General features: G+C 52.2%; 21 protein-coding genes. 12 read left to right on the top strand and 9 right to left on the bottom strand.

Annotated features, from left to right (window positions below; translation table 11 throughout):
* From argF to ABGM91_RS09625, 3 genes are read left to right on the top strand one after another with little or no spacing between them, the layout of a single operon-like run.
* Window positions 1-918, top strand: a complete 918-nt coding sequence (gene argF / locus ABGM91_RS09635) for an ornithine carbamoyltransferase (protein ID WP_354831865.1) — start codon at window positions 1-3, stop codon at window positions 916-918.
* Window positions 919-942: 24 nt separating this feature from the next.
* On the top strand, window positions 943-1,362 hold the full coding sequence (locus tag ABGM91_RS09630) for a SufE family protein (RefSeq protein WP_215427969.1): 420 nt from the start codon (window positions 943-945) through the stop codon (window positions 1,360-1,362).
* An 11-nt stretch (window positions 1,363-1,373) separates the two neighbouring features.
* A complete protein-coding gene (locus tag ABGM91_RS09625) occupies window positions 1,374-1,754 on the top strand; it encodes a PEGA domain-containing protein (RefSeq protein WP_215427971.1) in 381 nt (126 codons plus the stop codon).
* Window positions 1,755-1,854: 100 nt separating this feature from the next.
* Here the strand turns inward: ABGM91_RS09625 and ABGM91_RS09620 are convergent, their stop codons facing one another.
* The 5 genes from ABGM91_RS09620 to ABGM91_RS09600 all read right to left on the bottom strand — a co-directional run bounded on the left by ABGM91_RS09620 (window position 1,855) and on the right by ABGM91_RS09600 (window position 8,045).
* On the bottom strand, window positions 1,855-3,894 hold the full coding sequence (locus tag ABGM91_RS09620; RefSeq protein WP_354831861.1) for an alpha amylase C-terminal domain-containing protein: 2,040 nt from the start codon (window positions 3,892-3,894) through the stop codon (window positions 1,855-1,857).
* 82 nt (window positions 3,895-3,976) lie between these two features.
* A complete protein-coding gene (locus ABGM91_RS09615; RefSeq protein WP_354831858.1) occupies window positions 3,977-5,332 on the bottom strand; it encodes a Gfo/Idh/MocA family oxidoreductase in 1,356 nt (451 codons plus the stop codon).
* Complete coding sequence (locus ABGM91_RS09610; RefSeq protein WP_354831856.1) at window positions 5,329-6,225, bottom strand: LicD family protein; 897 nt, start codon at window positions 6,223-6,225, stop codon at window positions 5,329-5,331. Before ABGM91_RS09610 ends, ABGM91_RS09615 begins: the two co-directional genes overlap by 4 nt.
* 281 nt (window positions 6,226-6,506) lie before the next feature.
* The gene (locus ABGM91_RS09605; protein WP_215427978.1) at window positions 6,507-7,097 is read right to left on the bottom strand and encodes a tetratricopeptide repeat protein; all 591 of its coding nucleotides are present in this window, start codon (window positions 7,095-7,097) and stop codon (window positions 6,507-6,509) included.
* A 99-nt stretch (window positions 7,098-7,196) separates the two neighbouring features.
* Window positions 7,197-8,045 (bottom strand): hypothetical protein, encoded by an 849-nt coding sequence (locus ABGM91_RS09600; protein ID WP_290565801.1) that lies wholly within the window; start codon window positions 8,043-8,045, stop codon window positions 7,197-7,199.
* Between the two features lie 154 nt (window positions 8,046-8,199).
* Here ABGM91_RS09600 and ABGM91_RS09595 point away from each other — a divergent pair, with 154 nt between their 5' ends.
* The 4 genes from ABGM91_RS09595 (at window position 8,200) to ABGM91_RS09580 (ending at window position 11,307) form a co-directional block, all read left to right on the top strand.
* Window positions 8,200-8,943: a methyltransferase domain-containing protein gene (locus tag ABGM91_RS09595; RefSeq protein WP_354831853.1), complete on the top strand. Its 744-nt coding sequence runs from the start codon at window positions 8,200-8,202 to the stop codon at window positions 8,941-8,943.
* 94 nt (window positions 8,944-9,037) lie between these two features.
* Window positions 9,038-10,423 carry a UTP--glucose-1-phosphate uridylyltransferase gene (locus tag ABGM91_RS09590; RefSeq protein ID WP_354831852.1) on the top strand — a complete coding sequence of 462 codons (1,386 nt, stop codon included), beginning with the start codon at window positions 9,038-9,040 and terminating at the stop codon, window positions 10,421-10,423.
* Window positions 10,410-10,964, top strand: a complete 555-nt coding sequence (locus ABGM91_RS09585; RefSeq protein ID WP_354831850.1) for a hypothetical protein — start codon at window positions 10,410-10,412, stop codon at window positions 10,962-10,964. The genes ABGM91_RS09590 and ABGM91_RS09585 overlap by 14 nt, the downstream gene beginning before the upstream one ends.
* The gene (locus ABGM91_RS09580) at window positions 10,951-11,307 is read left to right on the top strand and encodes a peptide chain release factor-like protein (RefSeq protein WP_215427983.1); all 357 of its coding nucleotides are present in this window, start codon (window positions 10,951-10,953) and stop codon (window positions 11,305-11,307) included. The genes ABGM91_RS09585 and ABGM91_RS09580 overlap by 14 nt, the downstream gene beginning before the upstream one ends.
* Before the next feature lie 171 nt (window positions 11,308-11,478).
* Here ABGM91_RS09580 and coaD read toward each other — a convergent pair whose 3' ends face one another.
* Window positions 11,479-11,988, bottom strand: coding sequence for a pantetheine-phosphate adenylyltransferase (gene coaD / locus ABGM91_RS09575; RefSeq protein WP_215428016.1), 510 nt, complete (start codon window positions 11,986-11,988; stop codon window positions 11,479-11,481).
* Between the two features lie 193 nt (window positions 11,989-12,181).
* Between coaD and ABGM91_RS09570 the strand changes: the two genes are divergently transcribed.
* The 5 genes from ABGM91_RS09570 (at window position 12,182) to ABGM91_RS09550 (ending at window position 23,477) form a co-directional block, all read left to right on the top strand.
* Window positions 12,182-13,786, top strand: a complete 1,605-nt coding sequence (locus tag ABGM91_RS09570) for a DUF4153 domain-containing protein (protein WP_354831846.1) — start codon at window positions 12,182-12,184, stop codon at window positions 13,784-13,786.
* Between the two features lie 87 nt (window positions 13,787-13,873).
* Window positions 13,874-15,049, top strand: coding sequence for a 1-deoxy-D-xylulose-5-phosphate reductoisomerase (locus tag ABGM91_RS09565; protein ID WP_354831844.1), 1,176 nt, complete (start codon window positions 13,874-13,876; stop codon window positions 15,047-15,049).
* A 3-nt stretch (window positions 15,050-15,052) separates the two neighbouring features.
* Window positions 15,053-16,282 carry a DUF418 domain-containing protein gene (locus ABGM91_RS09560; protein WP_354831842.1) on the top strand — a complete coding sequence of 410 codons (1,230 nt, stop codon included), beginning with the start codon at window positions 15,053-15,055 and terminating at the stop codon, window positions 16,280-16,282.
* A gap of 296 nt (window positions 16,283-16,578) precedes the next feature.
* Window positions 16,579-19,875, top strand: coding sequence for a helicase-related protein (locus ABGM91_RS09555; protein WP_354831839.1), 3,297 nt, complete (start codon window positions 16,579-16,581; stop codon window positions 19,873-19,875).
* Between the two features lie 11 nt (window positions 19,876-19,886).
* Complete coding sequence (locus ABGM91_RS09550) at window positions 19,887-23,477, top strand: N-6 DNA methylase (RefSeq protein WP_354831836.1); 3,591 nt, start codon at window positions 19,887-19,889, stop codon at window positions 23,475-23,477.
* Between the two features lie 530 nt (window positions 23,478-24,007).
* On the opposite strand, the gene ABGM91_RS09545 is transcribed toward ABGM91_RS09550, so the two are convergent.
* The 3 genes from ABGM91_RS09545 to infC all read right to left on the bottom strand — a co-directional run bounded on the left by ABGM91_RS09545 (window position 24,008) and on the right by infC (window position 26,309).
* Window positions 24,008-24,850 carry a TaqI-like C-terminal specificity domain-containing protein gene (locus tag ABGM91_RS09545; RefSeq protein WP_354831834.1) on the bottom strand — a complete coding sequence of 281 codons (843 nt, stop codon included), beginning with the start codon at window positions 24,848-24,850 and terminating at the stop codon, window positions 24,008-24,010.
* 38 nt (window positions 24,851-24,888) lie between these two features.
* Window positions 24,889-25,509, bottom strand: coding sequence for a master DNA invertase Mpi family serine-type recombinase (locus ABGM91_RS09540; protein ID WP_354831832.1), 621 nt, complete (start codon window positions 25,507-25,509; stop codon window positions 24,889-24,891).
* Between the two features lie 227 nt (window positions 25,510-25,736).
* Window positions 25,737-26,309, bottom strand: coding sequence for a translation initiation factor IF-3 (gene infC / locus ABGM91_RS09535; protein ID WP_343206598.1), 573 nt, complete (start codon window positions 26,307-26,309; stop codon window positions 25,737-25,739).
* Window positions 26,310-26,404: the final 95 nt, after the last annotated feature.

Raw genomic sequence — 26,404 nt, 5'->3', positions numbered from 1 at the left:
ATGAAGAACCTTCTTTCCATAGAACAGCTTACCGGAGACGAAATCAAGGACCTGCTCGCGCTGGGCCACAAGCTCAAGGCGGAACGCGGCCATCACGAACATCTGCCCCTGAAAGGCCAGACCTGGGCGCTCATTTTCTCCAAATCCTCCACCCGCACCCGCGTCTCCTTTGAAGTGGGCATCAGCGAACTGGGCGGACGCCCCATGTTCCTTTCCGTCCATGACATCCAGCTGGGGCGCGGAGAACCCATCAAGGACACGGCCCGCGTGCTGGGCCGCATGATCCACGGTGCTGCCATCCGGACCTATGGCCAGCAGGAAGTGGAGGAATTCGCCAGCTTCTCCGGCATTCCCACCATCAACGCCCTGACGGATGAGGAACACCCCTGCCAGATTCTGGCGGACCTGCTCACCATTGAGGAAATCTACGGCCCCGGTTCCTGGAAGGATATGAAGATCGCCTTCGTGGGGGACGGGGACAACAACATGTCCCGCTCCTGGATGTGGGCGGCCAAGCGGCTGGGCTTCACGCTCGCCATCGGCGCGCCGACCAACTACCTGCCTCTGGAAGACTTCCGCAGGCATCTGGACTGCGACAACGTCATCTTCACCACGGACCCCGTGGAAGCCGTCAGGGGGGCTTCCGTCATCAACACGGACGTGTGGCTCTCCATGGGCCAGGAAGCGGAAGGCCTGTCCAAGGAAAAGCACTTCTACCCCTACCAGGTGAACAAGGAGCTTCTGGCGCATGCCGCGCCCAACCACTCCGCCTTCCACTGCCTGCCCGCCTACCGCGGCAAGGAAATCACGGAAGACGTGCTGGAGCACTTCGCGCCCGTCATCTTCCGGGAGGCGGAAAACCGCGTCCACGCCCAGAAGGCCGTTCTCGCCACGCTGGCGGAAGCAAACCGGGCATAACCAGCCTTTCCCTCATCCCAAGCCATGAACTACGAAGAACGCCTGCAAGACCTGCTGGATGAACTGGACCTGTTCCAGGACTGGACGGAACGGTATGAATACATCATCAGCCTGGGCAAGAAGCTGCCGAAGATGGATGAATCCCAGAAAACGGACGACTCCCTCATCAAGGGCTGCCAGTCCCGCGTGTGGCTGCATACGCAGCCGGACAAAGGCGTGCTGAAACTCTCCGCGGACAGTGACTCCCTCATCACCAAGGGGCTCATTGCCGTATTCGTCCGGCTCCTCTCCGGACTGCCGCCGGAGGAAATCCTGAAGGCGGACATGTCCAAGCTGGACAAGACCGGACTGAAGGACCACCTGGCGCCCACCAGGGCGAACGCCCTCAACTCCATGGCCGCCCAGATCAAGCAGGCCGCCATGAACATGGTGGAACACCCCTGATCCCCGTCACGATGACCCACGGCCTTCTCCCGCACCTCTTCCTCCTTTCCGCGGCGTGCTGCGCGTGCATCTCATGCACCAGCGCCCCCAGGGACATGACCATCCGCAGCGTCCCTTCCGGGGCCAGCCTGCGCGTGAACGGGGATTATGTGGGGCAGGCCCCCGTCACCCTCTCCCTGAACAGGCACAAGCCCATTCACGTGGCGGCGGACAAGCCCGGCTGCCTTTCCACGGAAAAAACGTTTTATCCGGAGATGACCACGCAGGGAGCCATTCTGTGGGGGAGCAATAACGAAAAGTCCAAGGACTTCAAGACGGATACCCTGACCATCCGCCTGAAAAAAGCGGAATCCGGAGCTCCGCCCCTGCGGGAGCTGCCCGCGCAGTGGTAGCGGCTGTCCCGCCCGCGCATCACGCGCGACCGTGTCCCGCTTTTTTCTTAATGCGCCGGAAATCCTCCGGATCTGGCAGGCTGGTTCGCCGCAACTCCTGTTACCCTTCCTCCTGCCCGGCGTGCCGGGTCATGACGGCGGAGCCCACTCTTTTCAGGACCAGGGCCGTGCGCGGCAGCAGGTACAGGGAAAGATTCCCGTCTTCATCCGTGAAATGCGGAATGGAGCCGTCCTGCCGGCCAAAACCGCCGAAGCGGGCGCTGTCCGTATCCAGCACCACCCTCCATTCCCCCTTCTGGGGCGCGGGCAGCACGTAATCCATGATCGCGCGGTCCCCCGACCAGTTGAACACAAACAACAGGCCTCCGCGGTGGAACGCCATGACCTGGTTCCCCTCATCAATATTCAGCGGGAACGGCGGCGGATTATTCAGCAGGCGGGCATCCAGGGCCATGCGGACCATCGCCTGGTCAAAGGCATTCAGTAACTTGAACCTGAGGGAGGGATTGTCCACCAGGGACCATTGGCGGCGGCAGTGCTCATAGGACCAGCCGTTGCCTTCACGCGGAAAATCAATCCACTCCGGATGGCCGAACTCGTTGCCCATGAAATTCAGCCAGCCTTCCCCGCCCGTCGCCATGGTTACCAGGCGGATCATCTTGTGCAGCGCCATGCCGCGGTCAACGACCACGCTCTGCTGGTCCACGGCCATCTTCCAGTACATTTCCGCGTCCATCAGGCGGAACGCCAGCGTCTTGTCCCCCACCAGGGCCTGGTCATGGCTCTCGCAGTAAGCCACGTGGGGTTCTCCGTAGCGCCTGTTGGTCAGCGTATACCACATGTCCCCCATGCTCCACTCCTCATCCTTCTTCTCCTTGAGGAGCTTGATCCAGTAATCGGGAATGCCCATGGCCAGCCTGTGGGAAAAGCCCAGGCCCCCCTCATCCACCGGGCGGCACAGCCCCGGCATGCCGGACATGTCCTCCGCAATGGCGATCGCCCCCGGCCTCACCCGCTGAATCAGCGTGGAGGCCAGCTGCAAATAAGCCACGGCGTCCAGGTCCACGGACGGCCCGAAGTACGCGCTCAAATCCCCGAACGGTTCATGCCCGCGGTGGAAATACAGCATGGACGTCACGCCGTCAAAGCGGAAGCCGTCAAAGCGGAACTCCTCCAGCCACCAGCGGACGTTGGACAGCAGGAACTCGATCACCTCGTCCCGGCCATAGTCAAAACAGCAGGAATCCCAGTCCGGATGATGTCCGCGCTCTCCCGGCAGGAAATACATGCCGCCGGAGCCGTCAAAATTGTTCAGCCCCTCCGCCTCATTCTTCACGGCGTGGGAATGCACCACGTCCAGCAGCACGGCGATGTTCAGGCCGTGCGCCTGGTCAATCAGGTACTTCAGGTCCTCCGGCGTGCCGAAGCGTGAGGAAGGAGCAAAGAAGGAGGAGACATGGTAACCGAAGGAACCGTAATAGGGATGCTCCTGCACGGCCATGAGCTGCACGGTATTATAACCCAGGCCGGCGATGCGGGGGAGAACCTCGTCCGCAAACTCACGGTACGTATGCACGCGCCCCTCTTCCCCGCCCATGCCCACATGCGCCTCATAAACGAACGGCACCTCTATCCGGGAAGGGTCAAAACCGTTATTCCGCCACTCATAGGGGTGTTCCGGCATCCACACCTCTCCGGCAAAATCATAAGTGGAGGGGTCCTGCACGGCCCTGGTAATCCAGGCGGGAATACGGTCCTTCCCCGTTCCGTCCGCGCCGATCACATGAACCTTCACCTTCTGCCCGTGGGCCAGCGCATCAGGCGGCAGTGTAATCTCCCACACGCCGCGCTCATTCCGCACCAGCGGGTGGCTCTCCCGGTCCCAGCCGTTGAAATCCCCCGTCAGGAACAAGCCGCGGGCGGCAGGGGCCCATTCCCGGTACGTCCACGCGCTCGTCTCCGGATCACGGTTGAGGCCGTAATAACGGTAACCCTGCGCATACCCCTCCAGAGAACCCGCATGCTGGTTGATCCTTTTCATCTTCAGGTCAAACAAGCGCTGGCGGTCGCGTATCTGGCGGGAATAAGGCTGCAACCATCCGTCCGCCATCACCAAACCGGGAATAGGGGGTCTTCTCATTATCCAATGATACTCCGCCGCAATCAGCAGGGTCAAGGAGAAAGACAATCATCCCCAACCGTCCCCAAACAGGAGGAGTTCCTTACCCGATCTCATTCACGTTTTCCCCATCCAGGAACTGCCGGGTGACGTCAGCGATGAACAGGGAATCATCCCGGGACATGAGATTCAGCTCGTGGCGGCAGCCGTGAATCAGGCGCAGAAACGCGGCGAGCTCATAGCGGAGGCCGTCGCCCTCAAACCTGACAAAATATTTCCTGTTCTTCCGTGGGTCTTCAAAACGCACTTCAAACATCTCCGTTTTCCACCACGGAGAGGGAACATAAATGTAGCCGCGCGTTCCCGTAATGCACAAGTCCCCTTCCCTCTTGGCCCCGATGGCGACTGTGGCGGAGGCCGCCGCATTGGGATAAAGGAAATCCGCCCGTGTAAAAAGGTCCACCCCCGTTTCCGGCTTCCTGCAAGTCGTGAAGCGCAGGCTCCGGCTTTCCGTACCCAGCAGTTTCCCGATCACGAAAACGGGGTAGGCCCCCAGCTCCGTCCACGCTCCCCCCGCCTGCGCGGGATCAAACTCCCTGCTGGAATCATCCTCAATCAATTTGGTGAACGCTGCGTCCACCGCCTTGATGGAACCGATGACCCCGCTTTCCGCCACGCCTGTCAACTGCTGAAAAGCCGGGAAAAACGCCGTCTTCAACGCTTCAAGTAAAACGCAGCCCTTTTCCGCGGCCAGCAGGAACAGCTCTTCCACCTCCTCCCGGGAAAGCGCCAGGGGCTTCTCGCACAGCACATGCCTTCCTTTCAGGAGGGCCCTTTTGGCGAGCTCATAATGCAGGTGATGCGGCACGGCGATGTAAACGGCGTCCACCTTGTCCAGGAACCGTTCATACTCCGTATCATATTCCAGCAGTTCATACGACTCCGCAAACCGGCGCACTTTTCCCTCGTCGCGACCGTAAACGGCCGTTACTTCAATGCCGCTGACGTACTTGGACTCCTGAAGAAAACGGCCCGCTATGCGTCCGTGGCCTGCTATCCCCATGTGGACAATGAAATTCCGGGCGGAACGGAGGTCCGTTGAAGAAACGCCCTTGGTGCGCTCCAGGTAAACCACCTCGCAGTGTTCGCGGAGATAGTCGAACTTCCCCGTCCAGTCGGAACCGATCACGAAAATATCCGCCCCATACTTCTGGATGTCATGGAGCTTCTGCCCTTCCAGCTCCTCCGTGATAATGAGGTCCGCCAGTCCGGTCTTCCGGACGTTTTCCACGCGCTCCGCCAGGCTTTCCATCACATTCAACTTGCCCCGGCTCTGGTCATAGCTGGCCGTGGTCACACCGACGATGAGGCGGTCCCCCAGCGCCCTGGCTCTCCTGAGAAGATTGACGTGCCCCGTATGAAGCAGGTCAAACGTACCGTAGGTAATGACCGTTTTCATGGCTGGGACGCGTCAATCTGCTTTCCGTAAACGTCTATGAAACGGTTGACCGCCGCTTCAAAGGGAACGTGTTCCATCATATGCTTCACGGAAGGATGCTTAAACTGGATACGGTCCGGATAGGACAGGTAGTCGCCATAAAAAAACTGCAGGTACTGGCGCGCGTGGTTGGGCACGGAAAACTTCAATCCCTCAAAATCCATGGAGCCCAGGGGGAAGAACGTTTCATAGGAAAGATGGGTGTTTTTCGTAAAAGTGATGGCGGGGGACAGAAAAATTCCGGGGCAGTCCTTCTCCTCTCCCGGTTCCCTTCCCTCCAGAATCTCCCGGCGGATTTTCTGCTGCACCTCCTCATCCGTCAGATTCATCCTGTCCTTGACCAAGACGACGTCCTTCTTGAAGCCGGAAAGCCGCCTGTCCAGGCGGTCGTGCTGCTCAGCGTTTACAAGAGGCTCGGAATAAAAATGATAGGGATACACGTCAATGTTGAGCGGAGTACCCTCATACCCTATCTGTAAAAAGGCATGCCGCTTCCAGGTAAACCCTTCCTCCCGGGGGAACAGGGAGGGAAGCAACTCCAACAGGCGGTCATACTCCGGCCTCATCATGCTTGCGTCCAGATCGTCATCCCACGGAATAAATCCCCGGTGACGCACGGCGCCCAGCAGAGTGCCGTAATCCAGCCAGTACCTTAGGCCGTTTTCCCGGCATTTCCGCGCAAAAAGGGCCAGCAGAACGGTATTGCCATCCTGAAGCAGTCTCAACTTGCCCGTGGCCGGAGGAACCTGGGAAACGGGATGGTTGTAAATAAGAAGGTTGCGGATATCCTCCAACCTTGCGACAAGGGACAGGTCTTTCTCTTCCCTGAACCTTCCCGCGAACCAGTTGATCATTTTCCGCACACGATAAGGCAACTTACAGAGCACCATATATTTTATATGGTCTAATTTTTCCATATTCAATCCGTTCTGAAAGATTCTTCACACCATCTGCAACCGCGGCGGCCTTATTCCCTTGGAGAGAATGCAGTATAATATACCCCCCGAACTATGCAACGTTTATTCCTTTTCCCGCCACAGGAGAAAAGTCCTTCCCTTTCTCAAGGAAAAGCTTGAAAGGGCCTTTCATTCAGGGAATCCATCCCAGCAGAATATTTCATGCGCGTCAGCAAGCCTTACAGCTTGTCCAGGGCGGAGCGCCCGTAAGCCGTATTGGGATACCTGTCCGCGGCCTCCTCCCAGTACTTCCGGGCCTTGTCCGGATTGTTGAGCATGGAATCGTAAATCACCCCTATCTTGTACAGGAACAGCGCCCGGTCCTCCTTTCGCCATCTTCTGGATTCCAGGCCTTCCTGGAGGATTTTTACGGAATCAGCATACCTGCGCATGTCATTCAGCAAGCCGGATTCCATGAGCCAGGACCGCACCAGCCCCGGATTCTCCTTCCGGTAGCGTTCCAGCAACTCCAGGGCTCCCTGCGCGTCTCCGGAATTCAACATGCGCCGGGAGGCCTCCACCAGCACTTCCTCATCCGTGGTGATGTTGGAGGAATACAGCGTCTTGGTCACCAGATCCCCCATGACGGGCAGCACATACTTGACCACCAGCCATACTTCAAAAGCAATCACCGGAATCAGCGTGACCAGGGACTGGAGGGGGGAAAGGTCAAGGGCCTGCGCCAGAACGGCAAAGAGCCCCAGAGGCAGCATCGCCAGCAGCAGCCGTATAAACGTGCGCCGCGCCAGCAGCAGGATCATTTTCAACATGGCGGTTTTTCCAGAAGGGGAGAAAGAGTCCGGACAGCGCCGGAGAAGAGGGAACTCCTCCGCGGCCCTCCCGGGGGAAAGAGCCGCGGAGGCTTCCGCTTAAAAGTGATAGACGGCTTCCACACCCACGCGGATGCGGAAATCCTCAATCGTGCTCATGCCGGTATAGCGCCGTATATCGGAGCGCGTGTTTCCGGCCCAGTCAAGCTGGATGAAGGGAATGATGCGGAAGCCGCGGCTGGCGTCCACCCCGGTCACGCGGACGGGGGCCGCCAGCTTGACGTTGAACTGGTCAAACCCGTCAACGCCCGCGCCCCAGTAGCTGGAAGAATAGCTGGTGCCGGCGCTCAATTCCAAATCCACCTTTTCATGGATCAGGCCGCTCCAGCGCTTGCCCGCGTTCAAGTCAATGCGCCAGCCTATCATGCCGTAAAAACCGTACTGCACGTCCAGGGAGCCGAAATAGCCGTGGCCGGGATCGTCATACGCCAGGCCGGCGGTTACGGACTGGGCCACGGAATGGGGGGCCTTTCCCATGTGCTTGCTCAAATAACCCGGCAGGCCGCCGTAATTGAATTCATAACCGCCCCGGAAAGACAGGTTGGGAAACAGCTCCTTGACGGCTTTCCAGTTGGCGTCAAAGGCCTCCTTGTCGCTCAGCAGGCCGTCGCAGAAGGCCATGTATTCCGCGCCTATTTCCTGCTTCCAGTCCTTGACCAGGTTGAGGTCCAGCTCACCGCCGATGTTGAAAACGCCGCTGCGGTTGAGCAGGGAGGAAGCCACCACGTCCTTATAGGCATACCGGGAATCATAACCGATATGGGCCGCTCCGCTGAGCGTATCATTATAGGAACTTGCGGGCCGGGGATCATAACCGTATCCGTCATAGGCGCCGGCGGAAACTGCGGCCAGGGCTGAGGCCGCCATGAACAGGGCTGTTGCTTTCATAATGAGCTTAACTTAATCATTTCATCCCCGTGAACGCAAGCAGAATCCCGGAGCGGCGGGGAGAAACGGCCCTCCGGGGCATTCCGGAAAAATTCCACTGAAAAAGACAGGGTCTTCTTGAAAAAGATACCTTTTACCCTATCATGGGGAGGTGATGGACTGGAACGCTGAGCTATACGAAAACAAGCATGATTTTGTTGCGGAATACGGCAAGGACCTGCTCTCCAACGTGCCGGAAAACCCTGGCCTGTCCATTCTGGACCTGGGCTGCGGAACCGGGACCCTTACGCATGCTCTGCTGGGAAAATCGCCCTTCGTCACAGGCATGGACGCCTCCCCGGAAATGATCGCCAAGGCCCGGCAGCTTTACCCCGGAATGGACTTCCGCGTGATGGACGCCTGCCGCATGCCCTGGAACGGCTGGTTTGATATTGTCTTTTCCAACGCCGCCTTTCACTGGATACCGGACCAGGGGGCCCTATTGAAAGCCGTCTTCCGCGTCCTGAAGCCGCAGGGCAGGCTGATCTGTGAATTCGGAGCCCACCGCAACATCCTCCGCATCCGGGAGGCGTTCCAGGCCAGCCTCCTGGAGAGGGAGCTTCCCGTCAAAACCCGTTTTTACTTCCCCACTGTGGAGGAATACCGCTGTCTGCTGGAACAGGCGGGGCTGCACCCGGAAACGGTCTTGGACTTTGACCGCCCCACCCCGCTGAAAGACGGCCCGGACGGCTTGCGCAACTGGGCGCGCCAGTTTTTCCAGGCGGATTTGAAGGACCTGCATGAAAAAAGGCGCATCCGGATTTTTGAGGAAATGGAAGCGGCCCTGCGGAATGAGCTGTGGGACGGCGCCCAATGGGTGGCGGACTACCGCCGCATCAGGGTGACTGCCGTCAAATGAAACAGCCGCCTCCCGCACGGGAGCTCCCGTCCGTGCGGGAGGCCGCTTATATAATGCTTGAGCCTCCACCGGGCATTTTGTACAAAAGCCGCCAATGAGTACGTTCACTCCTTTTGAAGAAAAGATGGAGTCCGCCGGCATTCCGGCCGCGGCCATCAAAGCTTTCTCCCGCTGTTACGAAGCCCTCGTCTCCAACCACTCCGGCATGATTCCGGAAACGGATATCCTCCCCGCGGACCAGGTGGCTGACTGGCAGGAAATCACGGCCTCCACCCCCGCGGCGGACAAGGACCTGATCTCCCAGTGCGTCTGCATCAAGCTCAACGGCGGCCTTGGTACGAGCATGGGCCTCCAGAAGGCAAAAAGCCTGTTGAAGGTGAAGGGCAAGGACACGTTCCTGGACTTGATCGTCAGGCAGGTGAAACACCTGCGCTCCGTCTCCGGCACGCCCGTGCGCCTTCTGCTGATGAACTCCTTCTCCACCAGCGCGGACACGCTGGCCTACCTGGAAAAATACGCGGACGACGGCTTTGCGGACCCCTCCCAGGTGGAGCTGATGCAGAACCGCGTGCCCAAAATCCTGGCGGACGGCCTCACCCCCGCCGCGTATCCGGAACAGCCGGAACTGGAATGGTGCCCGCCCGGCCATGGAGACCTGTACCCGGCCCTGCTGGGCTCCGGCTGGCTGGACCGCCTGCTGGCGGACGGCGTCAAATACGCCTTTGTCTCCAACTCCGACAACCTGGGCGCGCAGCTTGACATGAACTTCCTGCGCTGGTTTGCGGAAAGCGGCGCCCCCTTCGTCATGGAAGTCACCCGCCGCACGGAGGCGGACAAGAAAGGCGGCCACCTGGCCGTCAGGAAGAAGGACGGCCAGTTGATCCTGCGGGAAGTGGCCCAGTGCCCGGAAGCGGACATTCCCGAATTCCAGAACATCTCCAAGCACCGCTACTTCAATACCAACACCCTCTGGATACGCCTGGACGCCCTGAAGGAAATCCTGGACGCCAACGGCGGCGTACTCCCGCTGCCCATGATCCGGAACAGCAAGACGCTCAATCCCCGCGACCCGGAATCAGCCCCCGTGTACCAGCTGGAGACGGCCATGGGCGCCGGCATGGAATGCTTCCCGGGCGCACGGGCCGTCAACGTCCCGCGTTCCCGCTTCTTCCCGGTCAAGACCACGTCCGACCTGTTCCTGCTGCGTTCGGACGCCATCGCCGTGGATGAAAGCGGCAAGGTAGCCCTGGCTCCGGAACGGGAAGGAAAAACTCCCATTGTGGACCTGGACTCCAAGCGGTACAAGCTGGTGGACTCCCTGGACGGACTGGGCCTGCCTTCCCTGATCGGCCTGGACAAACTGACCCTGCGCGGCCGCTTCCACTTCCAGGATGGAGCCATTCTCCAAGGCACATTGCTGATGGAAAACGGTTCCGAAGAAACAAAGGAAATTTCCCCGGGCATCTATGCCGGAGCCTGACCTCCATTCCCCCGCCTCCATACCCGGCCCGGTTCTGCCCGGCCTGGGCGTGGAGGATATACGGCACATTCCCGTGCGGGAAAGGGAACTGCGCTTCACCCGCAACCGTGCAGGCGCCATCCTGGTGGCGGCGGGACTCCTGCTGGCCGTCATTGCCGCCTTCCTCCAGCTCACGGGGTATGATACCATCACCCCGTACCTTCCCGCCCCCCTGTGGGCCATGCAGGCCGCAGCCCTCGTCCCCGCCGTTTTTTGCCTGTATCTGGGGAGCCGCTGCCTGAAATACGCTGCCGTCCTCGTTACCCCGCTGGGTGTGGAGGTCCTGCCTTTCCTGCGGCCCCGCCGCACCATGCGGTGGTACCTCTGGCAGCAAATGGATTCCGTGGACCAGAAGGGCAAACGCCTGAATCTGCATTTGACTGACGGCGCCGCCGTCTCCATCAGTCTGCGCTCCATGACCCCCGCCAGCCGTAACCTGCTGGTCCATGCGGTCCGGCAGCGCGTCAACGCCCTGCAATGCTCCGGTCATGGTAAGGCCTGAAAAACTGGCCGCTCTCAAGGAGCGGATGGAAGCCCTGGGCATCCGTGAACAGGACCTGGAGGAAAGCTTTGTCCGCGGCAGCGGGCACGGGGGCCAGAAGGTGAATAAAACCAACAACTGCGTTTATCTCAAGCACCTCCCCACGGGCATCGCCGTCAAATGCCATGTGGACCGCTCCCGGGAACTCAACCGTTTTCTGGCGCGGCGGGAACTGTGCGATGCCGTGGAGCAGGCACAAACGGGCCAGTGCGCCGCCAGGGCGCGCGTCATCCAGCGCATGCGCAGGCAAAAGGACAGAAGAAGGCGCAGGCGGTCCGGCCCTCCCAGCTCTTCTCCGGAATAAATGGAAAACCGTCAGGAAGCGCCGCAAGCCTTTGCGGCAGCCGAACGGAGGAAGAACCATTTCCCACGGCCTTTGACGAAAGCATCCAGCCGGGAGCGGAGGCCTCCGGCCTTCGCAAATGAATTTCCTCCGAAGTGAAACGGAGGAATACTTTTTAAATCACAACCGCCCCTAGGAATGCGGGAAAATCTCCCGGTACTTCTCCTTCAGCATGGAGAAGACATTGTGGGGAACATAACGGCTCACCTGCCCTTCCCAGCCTTCCGGGCCGATCAGCCCCTTGATCATGCTGGAGGACAATTCCGCCGTATCCCGCGGGGGCATCAGGAACACCGTGCACACCTTGGGGGCCATGTCCGCATTGATATGGCGCATCACGCGTTCATATTCATAATCCTGGGTGGAACGGATGCCGCGCAGCATAAACGTGGCCCCGTGCTCGTTGGCAAAGTCCACCAGAAAGCGGTTGTGGAACTCCGCAATGCGCACGTCCGGCATGTCGGAAAGCGCCACCCGGAGCATGGTCATGCGTTCCTCATGGGAAAACGTGTAGTGCTTGTCCGGATTGTCGCCTATGGCCACAATCAGCTCATCAAACATCCTCGCCCCCTGCTTGATCATCCATAAGTGACCATTGGTCAGAGGGTCGAAACTACCGGCATACACGGCGATGCGCTTCATTCGTGCCATGCTATACGCCCTCCTGCAGAAAATACAATCCTTTTCCATGCGGCGCCCCCGCCCTTTCCGTCCACGCCCGCCCTTTTCAAGACATCTCCTCTTGACACTCCTGCAATAACAGCTAAACAGGAACGCACAGCGCCGCACTCCCAACATGCGGACAGCTGTTCCGCAAATATCCAACTTTCCTCTCATGACAGAACCTTCCTCTTCCTTTCCGGAGCGTCCGCCCCTTCCGTCTTCCTTCATCAGCGTCATCCGCAGCGATCCGCGCCCGGTACTTTCCCCTTCCTGGTGGAGGCACGGGCACATTCCCCTGCTTGCCCTGATTGCCAGCGGCTTTGCCGCGGATTTCATGTTTGGTACATTGGAGGGCCTAGGCATCGGTACTGCGCTGGGTCTGCTGCTATACACGGCGGCCTTTCTGGCCCTGAGAACGGACCTCAGCCGGAAGGAGCAGCTATTCCTTGTCTTCATGGCCGTGCTGAACGCTATGGCGGCAGGCGCCAATCTGTCTCCCGATACCGGGTTCAACCTGCTCATCGGCCTGGGACTTCCCGTGGTGATAACGTTCCTGCCGCGGAAAGAGGGCAACAGCTTTGACCCTGCCAAACGGTACGTCACCTGGTGGGGCTATAAATTTTTCCGGCTGACGCAGGCAAAAGAGGTGGCCGGAAAAGTCCTAGGGAAAATTCCGCTTGCAGGCAGCGTCGTCATCGGAGTGATTCTGTTCCTGATCTTCCTGTCCATCTTTGCGGATGGGAACCCCGTAGTCGCCGCCGTCAGAACAGCCATGAACAAATGGTTCTGGAGCTATTGCTCCTGGCTGGTCCCGGATATGGGAACGGTAGCGGACATCCTCCTATGGTGCTTGGGAGCCCTGGCATTCGGCATTACAGCCTTGCCGCGCCCCTGCTCTTCCTTTCCGGAACAACATCCCGTGCATCCGGGGCGCCCGTGGCTCCCGTACCTCCCCGCCGTTTCCCTGCTGTTCATCAACCTGGCCTTTCTGGTCAACAACGGCACGGACGTGGCGTTTTTATGGCGGGGGAGCGTTCCTGACGGAATTTCCCAGACCGCCTATCTGCACGACGGAGCGGACTCCATCATGCTGGCGGCCTTTCTTTCCGCCCTTGTTCTGCTGATTCTGTTCCGTCCGGAAGGCTCCGTGCGGGCGTCAAAAACGGGAATCGTCCTGGGCTTCATCCTAGCGGCGCAGACAGGGCTGCTCGCCGCCAGCGTGGGCATGAGGCTGTATTTCCAGATAAAAGATTTCGGTTTTTCTCCCAACCGCGTTACGGCTGGCATCTATCTGCTGATGGGCGCCTGCTTCCTGTATCTTCTCTTCCGCTACATGGCCGGCCATGGAAACTGGCTGCGCTATGGAAAATACTGCGGAGCCATCACCCTCGTTTTTCTGGCCCTGGCCGGACTCCGCAGCCCGTCCCAGCTGAGCGGGGACCTGAACCTGATGACGATGGACGGGCAGCCGGACTGGTATTTCAGCGATGGAGACCTGCCGCGCTTTGAACTCCGGGACAACATCCCCTTTGCCATGGCCGCCTACCGCCGGCTGGGAGGGGAGACGGAAGCCGGAGCCAACGTTTACGCCATGACCCGGGAAGCGCTCAATGCCGAAAGCCGCATTTGGAACTGGCGTTCCCTCAACCTGCGGAAATGGAGAAGGGACCGGCAGAGGATGCAGTTCCGGCAGCTTCCCGAACCCACGGCACAGGCCACCTACGGCACGGATGCGTGGCGTCCTTCCTCCCGGCCCACCGGAATGAGGCCGAACTGACGAAGAAACCAATCTTTACGGCGCGGGGAAGATTTTCATCCCCCGGCTTGTCAAGGAGCCGTATTTTTTGCATCATTCTTTTCCGTTATGCAGAAACGACGCGTCGTCATCCTGGGTTCCACGGGTTCCATCGGAACCAGCGCCCTGAAAGTCGCCCGGGACATTCCGGACAGAATGGAAATCGTGGGGCTGGCCGCCGGCACCAGCGTGAAAGCCCTGGCGCTCCAGGCACGGGAATTCAATGTCCGCAACGTATGCATTTTTGACCCGTCCGGAGCGGACGAACTGGCCCGCGCCCTTCCCGGCGCACGGGTGGAAACGGGAGAGGAAGGCCTGTGCCGCCTGGCGCAGCTTCCAGAGGCGGACATGGTTCTGATCTCCATCGTGGGCACCGCCGGGCTCAAGCCCGCATTAGCCGCCATTGAGGCAGGCAAGGACCTCGCCATCGCCAGCAAGGAAATCCTGGTCATGGCCGGGCAGATCGTCATGGAAAAGGCGCGCAGGGCCGGCGTGCAAGTACTCCCGGTGGACAGCGAACATAACGCCATCTTCCAGTGCCTGAACGGCAACCACGGCGGCCCGGAAGCCGTCTCCCGCCTGATTTTGACGGCGTCCGGCGGCCCCTTCCGCACCTGGAGGAAGGAGGACCTGGAACACGTCACGCTGGAGCAGGCCCTCAAGCACCCCACGTGGAGCATGGGCAGGAAAATCACCATTGACTCCGCCACCCTGTTCAACAAGGGGCTGGAAATGATTGAAGCCCGCTGGCTCTTTGACGTTCCCATGGAAAAAGTGGACGTGATCGTCCACCCGCAGAGCATCGTGCATTCCATGGTGGAATACCGGGACGGAACCGTGCTGGCCCAGATGAGCAGCTCGGACATGTGCTTCCCCATCCAGTACGCCGTCACGTGGCCGGACCGCGTTCCCAACTCCCTCAGGCAGCTCAATTTTGCGGAAATAGGCCAGCTGGTGTTTGAGGCGCCGCGCCCGGACGCCTTCCCCGCGCTGGACCTGGCCCGCAGGGCCGGAGCCAGCAGCAGCACCATGGCCGCCGTATACAATGCCGCCAATGAAGTGGCGGTGGATGCCTTCATCCGGGGAAAAATCACCTTCCCCGGCATCTGGAAGCTGGTGGAATCCGTCATGGACGACCATTCCCCGGCGGACCCCCGCGGTGAGCTAGCCCCCATCCTGGAAGCGGATCAGTGGGCTAGGCGCCGCGCCGCGGAACTGATTCCGTCCATTCCCCGCCCTTCCTGACCCATGACCGCCCGGACTCCCGCCGGAACGCCCCCGCAGGCGGCGCGCATCACCATTCTGGACATCCTCCGGGCGCTGGCCCTGCTGGGCATCGTCATCGTGCATGCGCACGATCACTTCAACTTGTACCTTCCCATTCCTCCGGCGGAGGGATGGCAGGCCGCGGCCAACAGCGCGGCGGACTGGGTTTATGAATACCTCTTTGTCAGCAAATCCTTCCTTCTCTTCTCCTTCCTGTTCGGCCTCAGCTTCTTCATCCAGCTGGACAGGCAGGAGCAGAAGGGCGTCGACTTCCGGAAACGCTTCATGTGGCGGCTGGCGCTCCTGTTTCTGTTTGGGCTGGCGCACACCCTTTTTTATGACGGGGACATCCTCACCATCTTCGGCGTGCTCGGCTTTGCCCTGGTAGCCCTGTACAAACGCGGCACGCCTCTTCTCGTCATCCTCTGCCTGCTGTGCCTGATGCAGCCCATCTCCTTCATGGACACGCTGTCCCGCACCGGGATGGCGGATATATGGCCCCATTCCTCCGGCTGGTTCCAGCCCGCATCCCCGGCGGCAGGCCCTTCGCGGGAATTCCTGTATGAACACGGGAGCTGGAGTGAAGCCGCCCTCTGGAACCTGACGCAGGGACAGACAGGCAAATGGCAGTTCCTCCTGCTCAGCGGCCGCATCTGGCAAACGCTGGGCCTCTTCATCCTGGGAATGCTGGCGGGGAGATGGCATGTCTTTGTGGACACCGCCAACAAACGCCGCCTGTTCCTGCGGATGCTGGGAATCTCCGGAACGCTGTTTCTGGCGCTTCTGCTCGCGCGGCTGTTCCTCCCCACCCGGCTGGACTACCCGCTGGGAGCGGACCTGCGACACCTTCTCGTCCAATGGGAAAACCTCGCCTACGCCGCGGCCTTTGTCTCCGCCGCCGTCCTGCTCTTCACCCATCCCGGACTACCCCTGCCCTTCAGACTGCTCAGCAGCGCCGGCAAATGCACGCTGACGTGCTACGTCACCCAGACGCTGGTATTCACGTTCCTCTTCTTCGGGTGGGGTCTCGGTCTGGCGCAGGACATGGGGCCGTGGGCCTGCCTCTGCGCGGCGGTAGCCGTCTTCCTGCTTCAAGCCTGGGCCTGCCGCCTGTGGCTAAGCTATTTCCTGTACGGCCCCCTGGAATGGCTCTGGCGCACCGCCACCATGTGTCGGATACAGCCATTCAGGAAGGAAAAGGAAACCGGATAACGCTGTAAAAAAGGACTTAACGATCGAATTGTTCCAATCAGAACAGGATGAAAAGAAGCAGGAGAGAACATGCGGGAAGCGTAAGGTAAATACAAACATATGTCTTTTATACAAAACTTCTTCACATCTCTTATATCCTTCTATTTCTGCTTTTGCTTCTTTCCTCATTCCAACCCACTTTTCCTTTCACTAGAATGCCCACTGATAGCAACATTTCATTGACACAGAAGACACTAAAATATTATTGGTATTAAATAATCTTTCTCTTATCCATTTTTGTAAAAATTCCCACTTCTATGAGCTCCAAGTTTTTCAATAATGAGACTGGTCATACTCTCTTTGACAAATTAACCGGCATTGCTTCCCAAATGGCATCGTTTGACAAATTTTTGGCTGTTTCAGGATTTTTCAGATCATCCGGATACTTCAAATTAAGAGAACAATTGAGCGATGTATCTGAAATCAAAATCCTTGTTGGAATTAACATTGATAACATTTTCCGCAAACATAATAAAGCAAATATGTTTTTGGCAGACGCAGCAAAATCCAAAGACATTTATTGTGATCATTTCAACGAGGATGTTATCAATGCAAAATATGATCCTTTGATTGAACGGGGAATTTTGCAAATGCATGAAGACCTGATGTCAGGTCGGCTGGAAATGAAAATCCATGCGACTAAAAACTTGCATGCCAAATTCTACCTATGCCTGCCCAACAATCACAATGAGCATACCGACGGCTGGGTCATCATGGGATCCTCTAACATATCTGATTCAGGATTAGGAATCACCACTCCCCCCAGATATGAATTAAACGTCGCCATGAAGGACTATGACGACGTAAAATACTGTTTATGCGAGTTCCAAAAACTGTGGGATGCGGCAATTCCCCTTTCTCCTGAGGACATAGCAAAATGCACAAAAGAAACCTATCTCGGCATCCAACCAACACCCTATGAACTATATATCAAAGTCCTGATTGATATGTTCGGCGATCAGGTAGAAGAGGATTTCACGCTGCAACTCCCAAAGGATGTCAAAGAACTGAAATACCAAAAAGATGCCGTTATTCAAGGTTATCAAATGCTGCTTCAGCATCATGGTTTATTTCTTGCCGACGTTGTTGGTCTTGGTAAGACCATGATTGCCACCATGATTGCCAAACGTTTTGTTGAAGCCAACGGCAAACGAACCAACATTTTAGTAATCTATCCCCCCGCGTTGGAAGAAAACTGGAAAGAAACCTTCCGTCTGTTCAATATTCAAAAAAACGCCCAATTCATTACAAATGGGAGCCTTTCCAAAATATTGAACGGCAAAAATCAGTATAAGGATAAAGAAGAATTTGATCTTATCATTGTTGATGAAGCTCATGGATTCCGCAACGACGGCTCAGGTAAATACGACGCTCTGCAAAAAATATGCAAATCTTCCTGCTTAAATGAAGGTCTGCTGAATAGCCTGCAAAAGAAGGTCATGCTGTTATCAGCTACACCCCTTAATAACAGCCCGGAAGATTTACTCAATCTGCTTCTTCTCTTCCAAAATAGTCGTAACTGTACTATTGACGGCATTCCCAATCTGGAAGCATTTTTCATCCCATTTATTAAAGAGTACAAGAAATTAATCAAAAATAACAAAGAAAAAGAAACTGACGTAACTAAAAGAGTTGAAAAAATTTATGAAAAGATAAGAGAAAAAGTTATTGATAAAGTCACCGTCCGCCGTACCAGAAACAATATTCTAAATGACTCGTCTTATAAAGAAGATATCGAATCACAAGGAATTATTTTCCCCAAAATTCTTCCTCCTGAAGCGCTCAGCTACCGAATGAATGAAGATACTTGTAATCGCTTCTATTCTACTCTGAGTGCGCTATCTGATGAAAACGTGCCTACACATCTCAATTATGCCCGTTACAGAGCCATAGAATTCCTGAAACCGGAACACCAGTCTCCCAATTACAAGTTAGCAATTCGATCCGGTCCGATTCTCGCGGGAATTTATCGTGTCCATATGGTTAAACGTCTTGAAAGCAGTTTCCACGCTTTCAAAAAATCCCTGACTACTCTGCTCAAAATAACCACGGACATGATTCACATGTTTGAGGCCGACAAGGTGATTATTGCCCCAGAAATAAACATCACGGACCTTCTGGCAAAAGGATGGGGTCTGGACAATATTATAGATTATCTGAACAAAAAAAAGGATTCAAAAAAAGGGAATGTCTTCCCGGCAAATGCTTTTAATTCGTGTTTTTTGGAAAAGCTATGGGAAGACAAACTGCTCCTGGAAGGATTGAAAGCTGACTGGGAGAAGGAAACTGAAGACCCTAAATTTGATCTATTCAAAGATAAGCTTGAAAACGACTTGCTCTCTCAACAGACTAATACTTCCGGTAAACTCGTTTTATTCTCAGAAAGCGTCGATACCCTAACCTACTTGCAGGACCGCTTGACAAATGAACTTGGCCGCAAAGATGTGCTCCTGGTAACGGCAAAAAACAGAAATACTTTAAGAGAAACTATTAAAAAGAATTTCGATGCTAACAGTTCGATTCAGGAAAATCAATACAATATTATCATTACTTCTGATGTATTGGCAGAGGGTGTCAATCTTCATCGTTCTCATGTGATTGTCAACTACGATTCGCCTTGGAATGCTACCAAGCTGATGCAGCGTATCGGACGAGTCAATAGAATAGGCTCTGTTGCCGACTTCATATATAATTACATGTTCTATCCTTCTCAGCCAGGCAACCAAGCAATCAACCTGTACCACAATGCTCTGGTCAAGCTCCAAGGTTTTCACTCAGCCTTCGGCGAAGATGCCCAAATCTATTCACTGGAAGAAATTGTTAAACAGTTCAAACTTTTTGACAGCACCATCAAGGATAGTGTTGACAAAAAAATAGCCCTTCTGCGGGAAATAAGAGATCTCTACAATAACGATAGAGAGCTTTATCACAAAATAAAAAAACTGCCCATGAAAAGCCGAGTGATGCGTGATACAGGCCATCATCGCAGTAAATCTATTGTATTTGTTTCTTCTAACGTAAAAACTGAATTTTATTTGGCAGATAACTCACATGTTGAAGTCATCGGATTCCTTGATGCCGTAGATTACCTTAGAGCCAAACCGGAAGAAAAACCGGCGTCTTTCTCTAACGCAGATAATCATTATCAACACGTCACTCAAGCTCTGGCTAAATATCAGTCTGAATACATTCAGGCGGCAGATACTTCCCCTATAAAGGACATCAAGAGTACACTCAACAAACCGTCACAGGAGGCTCGGAAATTCCTCACTACAATAAAACAAATTCATAAGGATAATCTTCTTCTGATAAAAGAATGCGATACTCTGATCAAGTATATTGACGAAGGTATTTACTCCAAACTTTCACGCCGTATCAGGGACTTGTCCCGTGAATACAAAAACGACCGGGGAAGAATAGCCACAAACGAATACAAGATTCAAAATAGGATCTCGAAACTATTGGACGAATACCGCACGATGAGTAAAGAAGACCGCCATCAGGCTATCAACATTTCCGATCCCCAAATTATTATTTCTGAAACCTTTATCTAAAAATTACCGCTATGTCCTATACCGTTGAACAACTGAGAACCATCTTTCAGACCCCTTTCAATTCCGATTCGTGGACTCACATTCTCCAAAATTTCTTCCATGCCCAAACGCTGAAAAATATTCCTGAAAGAATTGATAACGGCAATACCGCTGATGAAGGCTGGTATCTTGGTCAACTCGAAACGACTGACCATTTTAATATTGGCTTGTTTCATTATCAAATCAACTCCGGCTCTGTTGCCAATAAAAAAGTCGGACTTAGAAACCTTGTGCGGTCTTTTACAAAATGGGCATTTGACGCAGCTCTTGTGGTATTTGACAGCGGTGACCACTGGCGACTTTCTTTCATCAGTGATATCAAAGAGCTGAAGACTGCCCCCAAACGATATACCTATGTATTCGGTGATGGTAATAATTACTATAATACGCCCGTAAGCCGTTTTTTAATTTTGCAACAAAAAGGCATTACTTTTGAATCTCTGATGGAAGCCTTCTCCGTGGAAGCGCTTACCAAACAATTTTATAGAGAATTGTTTGAATGGTACCAGTGGGCGGTAAGCAACGAAGCAGGCATTACTTTCCCAAACAAAACTTCTACTCCTGACGATGATCGGGAAAATATTGATGTCAAAATTATCCGTATGATTACCCGCATCATGTTCGTGTGGTTTATCAAACAGAAGGACTTAGTTCCTAATGCTCTTTTTGATGAAAACAGGCTTAGCTCCATATTAAAAGACTTCGCTCCCAATTCAAAAACCCAGGGGAACTATTACAATGCAATCCTTCAAAATCTCTTTTTTGCCACACTTAATAGAGCTGTCATTGATGAAGAAGGGAAAAAACGTGGTTTTGCAAAAATTGATGGGGATAAAGACTTAAAAACACTCTATCGATATTCGGAATTTTTTTCCATTTCAGAAGAACAAATCATAGACCTGTTCTCTGAAGTTCCTTTCCTCAACGGAGGATTGTTTGAATGCCTTGATAAAATCAAGAGATTCGACGGTGTTGACAATCCTTATTATGATGATGGATTTAGCCGTAACGATAAAAAATCTCCAAATGGCAGCTTCAAATATAGAGCATTCATTCCCAATGAATTATTCTTTAAAAAGGATAAAGGCCTATTCTCCATTCTAAACCGATATAACTTCACTATTGAAGAAAACACTCCCAATGAACAACAGGTCGCCCTTGATCCGGAGCTACTTGGCAAAGTTTTTGAAAACCTTTTAGGTGCTTATAACCCGGAAACCAAAGAAACAGCACGCAACCAGAGCGGCTCTTTCTATACGCCCAGAGAAATTGTCAATTACATGGTGGATGAAAGCCTAAAGGCTTATCTGGGTGATTCGGAACTCGTCCAATCCCTGTTCGCTGATGATTTTGAGAAAGAGCCTTCCCTAGAAGAAAAATATAAAAACATCGCTGACAAGCTGAAACAAATCAAAGTCATTGATCCCGCTTGCGGTTCAGGCGCCTTCCCTATGGGGCTTTTAATCCGCATGGTAGATATTCTTCAAAAAATCCATCCGGAAGAAAGTGTTTATAATCTCAAAATTTCTGTCATTGAAAATTGTCTCTACGGCAGCGACATTCAGAGTATAGCCGCTCAAATTACCAAACTTCGTTTCTTTATCTCTCTTATTTGCGACTGTGAAAAAAATCCTGCTAAAGACAATTTCGGAATACCTACCCTTCCCAACCTGGAAACAAAATTTGTCTCTACCGACTCTCTCCTTTCTCTAAATAGAGAAGACGAAAGTCAACTTAATCTGGATGATAAAAATCTTACGGAATTAAGGGAACAACTCCGGGAGATCAGGCATCGGCACTTCCACTCAAAAACGGCTTCTGAAAAAAAACGTCTCAGAAAGGCAGATGAAAAGAAACGCCTACAAATCATCTCCCGTTTAACTCACTTGAGTATCACTCCCGATGACGGTAAAATTCAGGCAAACGAACGACGTATTGCCGAATTACAAGCAGAACGGCACAAATACGTTCACGAAAACTGGGTCGATTCTACTTCTCAGGAGCTTCAAATGGATTTGCTTGGCTTCGAATCATCTCAAGCAAACAACTCGCTGTTCAAGGTAGATATTAATAAAAAGGAACGCGAACGCATTGATACTCAAATTGCTCAATGCCGTAAAGCCATCAGCCGAGAAAGAGTAAAGAATTCTCCTCAAGGAGATTTGGTAGAGAAGCTTAAAAAACTAATTGACTGGAATCCTTACGACCAGAATGCTGTTTCCTCCTTCTTTGACCCGGAGTGGATGTTTGGGGTAAACGACGGCTTCGATATCGTCATTGGCAATCCGCCTTATATTCAATTGCAAAATAATGGCGGTGAACTCTCTAAACGCTATGAACATTGCGGATTCCAAACCTTCAAAAAAACAGGGGACATCTATTGTTTATTCTACGAACGGGGATGGCAACTTCTAAAAGAAAATGGACACCTCTGCTACATCACCTCCAATAAATGGATGCGTGCTGGATATGGAGATTGCACCAGAGGCTTTTTGTCCAAAAACACTAACCCTATTCTTCTTATCGACTTTGCTGGTGTCAAAATCTTTGAAAGTGCAACAGTTGATACGAACATTCTGCTTTTCTCAAAATCGGGAAATAAACATCAGACAAGATGTGTTGTCACTAGCAGACAAAACAAAGATAGTGTCAAAAAATTGAGCGATTTTGTTCAGCAGAATCATACTATTTGCTCCTTTGAGAGCGATGAAAGCTGGGTCATCCTTTCTCCCATTGAGCAGAGCATCAAACGCAAGATTGAAGCCGTCGGAACGCCACTCAAGGATTGGGATATTCAAATTTACCGTGGTGTATTAACAGGCTGTAATGAAGCTTTCATTATTTCAACCGAGAAAAGGGATGAAATCCTTGCCAATTGCCAAACAGCGAGTGAGAGAAGTAGAACAGCTGAACTAATACGACCGATTTTGCGAGGTCGCGATATCAAACGATACGGGTACGATTGGGCAGGGTTGTGGTTAATTTATATTCCATGGCATTTTCCGTATCAGTTTGATACTAGTATAACCGGAGCATCTGACAAAGCTGAAGAGGCATTTCGAGAACAATATTCCGCTGTTTATGCCCATATGTTGCAATACAAAGAAGCTCTATCTAAACGTAATAAAACTGAAACAGGAATACGATATGAATGGTATGCAATGCAGCGTTGGGGTGCTAAATATTGGGAGGATTTTAGTAAGCCAAAAATTGTATGGGGAAATCTTAACCTTCGTGCAAGTTATACAATGGTAGAAAATGATAGTTTTATCAACGCTCCATCAAATATGTTAGTTCCTGCAAGTAAATTTCTACTTGGTGTTCTCAATTCAAGATTAGCTGATTACTACATAAGGAAGTTGGGAGTCACAAGAAATGGCGGATATTTTGAATATAAACCAATGTTTGTAAATCAGTTACCAGTTCCCAAAAACGTGCCGAATTTTGTCCTAAGTAAATTAAATAGCGTGATTGATATAAATAACGACATCATAATTGATAAAATAATTTACAATATTTATGGATTATCAGAAGATGAAATAGATTATATTGAATCTTTATAACTAATAAGTATTAAGATATTTTAGTAAATCAAAAATTATATGATAAAATTAATGAGAATTAGTAAATCTGAAATATCTTCTTTTTCGTTTTTATCTAATATTAGATGATTCAATGATGCAATGATTCAATGATTGTTTACAAGTCTGTGCTTTTATACTAGGAAGAATTTATCTCTTTTATGTGGTATGCAGTATATTAGTTAAAAAATCCTGCTATTCTTGATAGAGGATGAACGCAATATATCTACAATTTATTAAAGAAATTCGAAATTATATACTTCAGGTCAATCTTCCTGGTTTATTCATTTCACACCATTGATAAACAGTCACAGCCTTTTATAGTTGTCATTTGAACACTGTTGGTAGCGAAGAAAAACAATGTCCCAGATTATTCTATCTAATTTCGAAGAAATTTATATTCCTGAAAATTTAAATATCATTGAATATTTGAATTCATTCGATACGAAAGTTTTGGGTTTAATGAATGATAAATGTATCAATAGAATATACATAAATCAAAGAAAATTAGATCATTTTTTTTGTTCTATAAAATCGATCTCTTCATTTGAAAGATTATATGTTTCATAAATATTTCCAATTATAATTTTAGGTATAGGTATATTTAATACATATATAGAAAACATTCGAATAGCATTTTTACCCAACTGCACAGATAGTGTCCTGTAATACCAATTTATAAGTTTAGAATTTAATGTTGTTATTAAGTGTTCAGGTAGATTCTGACTATTAGATGTAATGAAGTAGGTAGTATTATTACAGAACATAACCTCATTACATTTGCAAAAATTTAAATCTTGGGTAATATCAGCGTAAAATATTTTCGGCTTATAGAAATCCTCCCAATAGCTAATGCTATCTTGCGTTTCAAACCATTCATGACAGGTTTTTTTTCGAGCTTTGATTTTTTCACCATTAACAATATGAGTTTTTCCTGTTTGCTCTAATCGTTCTATGCCGATAGAAAGTAGGTAATTTTTTACAGCAAGATAGTCCTCTATGTTATAATGACATGCGGGGAATGTGGCTATTAACCACAACCCTGCCCAATCGTACCCGTATCGTTTGATATCGCGACCTCGCAAAATCGGTCGTATTAGTTCAGCTGTTCTACTTCTCTCACTCGCTGTTTGGCAATTGGCAAGGATTTCATCCCTTTTCTCGGTTGAAATAATGAAAGCTTCATTACAGCCTGTTAATACACCACGGTAAATTTGAATATCCCAATCCTTGAGTGGCGTTCCGACGGCTTCAATCTTGCGTTTGATGCTCTGCTCAATGGGAGAAAGGATGACCCAGCTTTCATCGCTCTCAAAGGAGCAAATAGTATGATTCTGCTGAACAAAATCGCTCAATTTTTTGATGCTTAAATTTTGAGGAATCAGAAGGCTAGTTAAGCTTCAAGCATTTCTCTACAGGAATATTCTCTTAAATATCTGGCTAAGGTGTTACGATCCACCTTACATATTTTTGCTATTTGACGTTTTGAAACACCTTCTGCCAAAAGTCCTTGTATCAAAGACAGCTTGCCGGACAACTTATATTTGGATGGATCCGATTTTCTGCCTTTAGGCCTTCCAAGGATAACCCCTTCTGCCTTTTTACGCGCCAAGGCCTCCTTGGTACGCTGGCTGATAAGATTACGCTCAATCTCAGCAGATAAGCCGAAAGCGAAAGCAAGAACCTTGCTTTGAATATCATCCCCCAGGCGATAATTATCTTTGATCGTCCAGACTCTGCATTCTCTCCCCATGCAAATGTTGAGAATCTCCATAATCATAAACAGATTTCTACCAAGGCGGGAAAGTTCCGCACAGATGATGAGATCACCTTTCTGAACTCTTTTCAGAAGATTACCCAGTTGCCGTTTATTATAGGCTTTCGTTCCGCTGATCGTTTCTTCTATCCACCCATCAATGCGGATATTTTCGCGCATGCAGAAGTTATTGATTTCAAAGCGCTGATTTTCAACAGTTTGTTTATCACTGCTAACTCTGATATAACCGTAGTTCATGGTCGTTCAATGGGGTTAGGCTTCCAGAAAAATTCCATCATCAATGAAAAACAACGCCAAAATTTCATAAATATTTTTTTAGAAATATGTTTTTCAAACTCATTGTTCTCCTACGTATCACCTTACGAAAGAAGAATTCTCTCATCTTTTTTGACAGCAAAAAAGCCTTCCGCCCCATTTTGCGGAGGCGGAAGGCTTGTAAAACGTATTAATGCACGGAATGCGCCTTATTCGTCATCTTCCGCGTCAAAGGCGGAATCTTCCGAATCAAAGTCTGCATCCAGGTGGGCGGTGAATTTCTTCACGCGCTGCTGGGCGGGGAGCGGGGAAAGCACCATGTGCATGGTGTTGCCGGCCAGGCGCGGAGGCTGGTCCACCTGCGCCATGGTTTTCATGTCCGCAATGACCTTGTTGAACACGTCATAGCCAAGCTCCTGGTGGGCGTTTTCACGACCGCGGAAGCGGAGCTGGAACCGGACTTTATGCCCGTGGTCCAGGAAGCTTTCCGTACGGGCCAGCTTCACGTTGTAATCGTTCGTGTCCGTCCCGATGCGGAGCTTGATTTCCTTGAGCCTGATCGTGCGGCTCTTGTTGTTTTTCTGGAGCTTGGACTGCTGGTACTTGTACCGTCCATAGTCCACCACGCGGCACACGGGCGGATCGGCATTGCCTGCTACTTCCACCAGGTCCAGGCCAACGGCTTTGGCCTTTTCCAGCGCGTCGCGCGTATTCATTACCCCGAGCTGGTCGCCATTGGCGGTCACCACGCGCACGCGTGGAGCGCGAATGCGTTCATTCACACGGGTTTGATCTCCGCGCTCACGGCGGCGATTGTCATTATTCTTCGTTGGCTTGATTGGCACGTCCGGATACTACTAAACTAAATAAAATAACT

This window comes from Akkermansia muciniphila (assembly GCF_040616545.1).
In the GTDB taxonomy this organism is placed as follows: domain Bacteria; phylum Verrucomicrobiota; class Verrucomicrobiia; order Verrucomicrobiales; family Akkermansiaceae; genus Akkermansia; species Akkermansia muciniphila_E.
Note: the sequence above shows the minus strand (reverse complement) of the source record. Positions and strands in the feature narration are given on the sequence as shown.

Excerpts from the sequence above, each read along its gene's own strand:
- argF (WP_354831865.1), top strand. The coding sequence starts at position 1 with ATGAAGAACCTTCTTTCCATAGAACAGCTTACCGGAGACGAAATCAAG.
- ABGM91_RS09630 (WP_215427969.1), top strand. The coding sequence starts at position 943 with ATGAACTACGAAGAACGCCTGCAAGACCTGCTGGATGAACTGGACCTG.
- ABGM91_RS09625 (WP_215427971.1), top strand. The coding sequence starts at position 1,374 with ATGACCCACGGCCTTCTCCCGCACCTCTTCCTCCTTTCCGCGGCGTGC.
- ABGM91_RS09620 (WP_354831861.1), bottom strand. The coding sequence starts at position 3,894 with ATGAGAAGACCCCCTATTCCCGGTTTGGTGATGGCGGACGGATGGTTG.
- ABGM91_RS09615 (WP_354831858.1), bottom strand. The coding sequence starts at position 5,332 with ATGAAAACGGTCATTACCTACGGTACGTTTGACCTGCTTCATACGGGG.
- ABGM91_RS09610 (WP_354831856.1), bottom strand. The coding sequence starts at position 6,225 with ATGATCAACTGGTTCGCGGGAAGGTTCAGGGAAGAGAAAGACCTGTCC.
- ABGM91_RS09605 (WP_215427978.1), bottom strand. The coding sequence starts at position 7,097 with ATGTTGAAAATGATCCTGCTGCTGGCGCGGCGCACGTTTATACGGCTG.
- ABGM91_RS09600 (WP_290565801.1), bottom strand. The coding sequence starts at position 8,045 with ATGAAAGCAACAGCCCTGTTCATGGCGGCCTCAGCCCTGGCCGCAGTT.
- ABGM91_RS09595 (WP_354831853.1), top strand. The coding sequence starts at position 8,200 with ATGGACTGGAACGCTGAGCTATACGAAAACAAGCATGATTTTGTTGCG.
- ABGM91_RS09590 (WP_354831852.1), top strand. The coding sequence starts at position 9,038 with ATGAGTACGTTCACTCCTTTTGAAGAAAAGATGGAGTCCGCCGGCATT.
- ABGM91_RS09585 (WP_354831850.1), top strand. The coding sequence starts at position 10,410 with ATGCCGGAGCCTGACCTCCATTCCCCCGCCTCCATACCCGGCCCGGTT.
- ABGM91_RS09580 (WP_215427983.1), top strand. The coding sequence starts at position 10,951 with ATGGTAAGGCCTGAAAAACTGGCCGCTCTCAAGGAGCGGATGGAAGCC.
- coaD (WP_215428016.1), bottom strand. The coding sequence starts at position 11,988 with ATGAAGCGCATCGCCGTGTATGCCGGTAGTTTCGACCCTCTGACCAAT.
- ABGM91_RS09570 (WP_354831846.1), top strand. The coding sequence starts at position 12,182 with ATGACAGAACCTTCCTCTTCCTTTCCGGAGCGTCCGCCCCTTCCGTCT.
- ABGM91_RS09565 (WP_354831844.1), top strand. The coding sequence starts at position 13,874 with ATGCAGAAACGACGCGTCGTCATCCTGGGTTCCACGGGTTCCATCGGA.
- ABGM91_RS09560 (WP_354831842.1), top strand. The coding sequence starts at position 15,053 with ATGACCGCCCGGACTCCCGCCGGAACGCCCCCGCAGGCGGCGCGCATC.
- ABGM91_RS09555 (WP_354831839.1), top strand. The coding sequence starts at position 16,579 with ATGAGCTCCAAGTTTTTCAATAATGAGACTGGTCATACTCTCTTTGAC.
- ABGM91_RS09550 (WP_354831836.1), top strand. The coding sequence starts at position 19,887 with ATGTCCTATACCGTTGAACAACTGAGAACCATCTTTCAGACCCCTTTC.
- ABGM91_RS09540 (WP_354831832.1), bottom strand. The coding sequence starts at position 25,509 with ATGAACTACGGTTATATCAGAGTTAGCAGTGATAAACAAACTGTTGAA.